The organism is Terriglobia bacterium (assembly GCA_036496425.1).
GTDB lineage: Bacteria > Acidobacteriota > Terriglobia > 20CM-2-55-15 > 20CM-2-55-15 > 20CM-2-55-15.
Map to the genome: position 1 here is coordinate 1 of DASXLG010000006.1, position 3,554 is coordinate 3,554.

General features: G+C 57.0%; 1 protein-coding gene. It reads right to left on the reverse strand.

From position 1 onward, the window contains the following. Positions 1–351: 351 nt before the first annotated feature. Complete coding sequence (locus VGK48_00190) at positions 352–3,426, reverse strand: EAL domain-containing protein (protein HEY2379570.1); 3,075 nt, start codon at positions 3,424–3,426, stop codon at positions 352–354. Positions 3,427–3,554 lie beyond the last annotated feature (128 nt).

The window sequence follows — 3,554 nt, forward strand, 5'->3', positions numbered from 1 at the left end:
TCGACCTGCTGACGCCATATTGATGAATGCCAGCCGTAGCCCGGATTTAGCGATAGCGAAAATCCGGGACGAGCTCCCGGACGCTCCATCCACGTTACGATCTGCCACAAACTCGGCGTCATGCGCGGGCTTGACCCGCGCATCCATGATCAGCTGCAGCACGTTAAACCTTTACAGCTTTTCTTGTGGAGCGGCCTCATGGATTGCCGGGTCAAGCCCGGCAATGACAACCGAGAGGCTTAACAAGTATCCAATCGCGCCTGCCGTAGCCCGGATTGAGCGATAGCGAAAATCCGGGACGAGCTCCCGGATGTCGCGGCGCTCCATCCGGGCTACGATTGTGCAGGCCCGCTAGACGGCCATCGCTTTTCGAACTTTGCGAGGTTCACGGCCCACCAATTCGGCGTAGGTCTCGATTGGGAATGGCCTGCCGGTGAGGTAGCCCTGCACCTCATCGCAGCCTTCCTCTTTCAGGAACGAAAGCTGGGTTTCGGTCTCCACGCCTTCGGCGAGAACCGGAATATTCAGGCTGTGCCCGAGAGTGATGATCGCACGGACGATCGCCATGGAATGATGATTGTGTTCCAGGTCGCCGATAAATACCCGGTCTATCTTGATCTTTTCGAACGGGAATGCGTGCAGGTAGGACAGCGACGAAAATCCCGAGCCGAAATCATCCAGGGCGATATGAATGCCAAGCGTTTTGAGCTTGCGCAGAATCGATACCGCACGCGAAAAATCATCGATCAGCACGCCTTCGGTGATTTCGAGTTCGAGCCGCTCCGGCGTCAGGCCGGTTTCGAGCAGAATTGAATGCACGAGGCTGGGCAGGTCGCCGTGATGGAATTGAATTGGCGAGATGTTAACGGCGACTTTAACCGGCTTCGGCCAGGACGCTGCCTCTCTGCAGGCTTCGCGCAGAAGCCGCTCACCCAGCGTAATGATGAAACTGCTTTGCTCGGCGACCGGGATAAATGTGTCGGGAGGAACCATGCCGCGCTTCGCATCGTCCCAGCGGGCAAGCGCTTCAAAGCCGATGACTTTCCCCAACGCGATCGTCTTCTGTGGCTGGTAGTGCAGTAGCAGATCGCCCTGGTCGAGAGCTGTCTGCAAATCCGTTTGCAGTTCGCGTCGCTCTCGCAGGCGCGAGCCGAGCTTCGCCTCGAAAAAGCGTACCGATCCACGTACCTCCGATTTCGCCTGATAGAGCGCGGCATCCGCGTTGGCGATCAAGGTCTTCACGTCGACGCCGTCGTCCGGAAAGACTGCCACTCCGATACTCAAGCCGACCTGCAGCTGGTGACCCTCGATGTCGAAATTATCCTTGAATGCAGCAAGCATGCGCTCGCCGAGCTTCCTGGCGGCCGCCTCTGGCGCACCGCTTTTTACAACCACGATAAACTCGTCGCCGCCAATACGTGCCAGATATGCCGCTTCGGCAGCCGCTTGCAGCCTGCGGGCCGCCTCACGAAGAAGGCCATCGCCCACCAGGTGGCCGTAGACGTCGTTGGCCTCTTTAAACCGGTCGAGATCAAGACACATGACCGCGAACTGCTCACCGGCCTTTGCCGCTTTATCGAGCGTCGTTGTCAGATATTCGAGAAGCGAAGCCCGGTTGGGAAGGCCGGTCAAGGAATCATTGTGTGCAAGATGCCAGATGTCTTGTTCGGCGCGGCGGCGTTCGGTGATGTCGTCAAGAACAGTCAAGATATATTGTGGCTCACCATTTTCGTCCCTGATGGCGGTCTTTTTTGCCGTGATCAGGCGTGCCCCTTTGAATGCGGTAGGTATTTCATGTTCGGGGATGGCCACGATCCGGTCCGAGAGCACGGTTTCGTTATCGGACCGCTCGATCATATCGGCGCGCCACTGGGGGAATATTTCGTGAGCGGTCTTTCCGATCAAATCCCTGCGGGAAGCGCCCGTAAGTTCTTCATAAGCCCGATTGAATAATGTAAACCGGTTTCCGCGCGTCTCCGGTCCAGATCTGCGCAGGTCCCTCACCACAAGTGGGAGCGGTACGTGCTCGACGACTGCATTGAGAAATATTTTTGTCCGGCGAAGTTCGCCTTCGGCAAGTTTGGTTTTAGTGATGTCGTGAACGACCGTCAGACGCGCATCGTGTCCGTCATACGTGAGTGCCCTTGAATAGACGGCAATGTCGAATGCGGTTCCATCTGCCTTGATGTGTTGTCCAACATTCTCGGCGAATTGGTCTTCCGACAGTGCATGGATAAAAGCCGCGAAGCGGGCGCGATCCTCGGGCGGCCGCAGTTCGGCAAGCGTCATCGACAGAAATTGTGGACGGCTGTAACCGTAGTGCGCGATAGCGGCTTCGTTGACTGCAAGAAAACGCAGGCTTTCTCGGTCAAAAACCCACATCGGGACCGGGCTTCCATCGAACAGCAAGCGGAACGACTCTTCCCGGCGTCTTGCCTCCGTGACGTCCTCGTGTGTCGATACCCAACCACCATTTCTCAACGGCCGGTGGACCACGGCAATGTAACGTCCGTCGCGCAGCCTGTTCACGGTTTGGTATGGCGCATTGCTGGCCACGTCATTAAGGCGGGCCTTGAGGAACGCCGGCCAGTCTTTCGGAGCAGTCCCCCTGGTCATCGTGTGTTCTAGAATTGTCTGAAATGGCGTGCCCGGTTTCGTAAGCTCGTCGGTCAATTCATAGACATCTGCATATTGCTTATTGCAGATGATCAATCGCTTCGAAGCATCGAACATCACCAGGCCCTGCGAAATATTTTCCAGGGCGGCGTGGAGCTGTTCATCCTGCTTTCTTGTCGCGTTTTCCGCCTCGACCTTGTCCGTGATATCCTCGTGCGTCGCAACCCAACCACCGTCCGGCATCGGCTGGTTCACGATCTGGATGATGCGCCCGGAAGGAGTCGGCACGTTTTGCTTGGTCAGCGTCCGTCTGGAGATCTGATTCAATAACCTGGCGTGATATTCGTCGGGGTTGCCGCCGAACGATCCGCATTCCTTCCGGTGCTTGAGCAGATCCAGTAGCGATAGTCCCGGTTTCACGACATCTGGCGACACGCCGTAAATTTCCATGAAACTCGAATTTGCAACGACAAGGTTCGATGACGCGTCGAACATCACCAGGCCTTGCGACATGTTGTTCAACGCAATATCGAATCGCAGGCTCTGCTGACGGAGCTGTTCGGCCCTGTTGCGCTCGGCTCGGGCCTGCACGAGAGCCTGGTAGTTTCGAAGCAGGCGCGTGAAGAGAAGGGTGAACGCAGCAATGATGGCGATGATCAGGATTGATGTGCCGGCAATATAGAAAGCAGTTTTCCTCCACCCAACTAGAAGTGCATCTTTGGTTTTTGTCGCTGTCACCACGATCGGGAAATTGTTGACCCGGTGTGCGGCAACCATGCGGGGACTTCCGCCGATCACGCCGGTGCTCATGCCGACGCCATGGTCAGAAGTCGCCGTGAGCTGCAACGCGAGTGCTGCCGGAAACCGGCGGCCGATGTCAACGTCGTTTTGCGGGACTCGGGTGAGCAATACGCCGTCGGTCCGGAACAGGGCAAAGC

Bases quoted from the DNA above. Each gene is read 5' to 3' on its own strand.
- VGK48_00190 (HEY2379570.1), bottom strand. From the start codon at position 3,426: ATGAGCACCGGCGTGATCGGCGGAAGTCCCCGCATGGTTGCCGCACAC.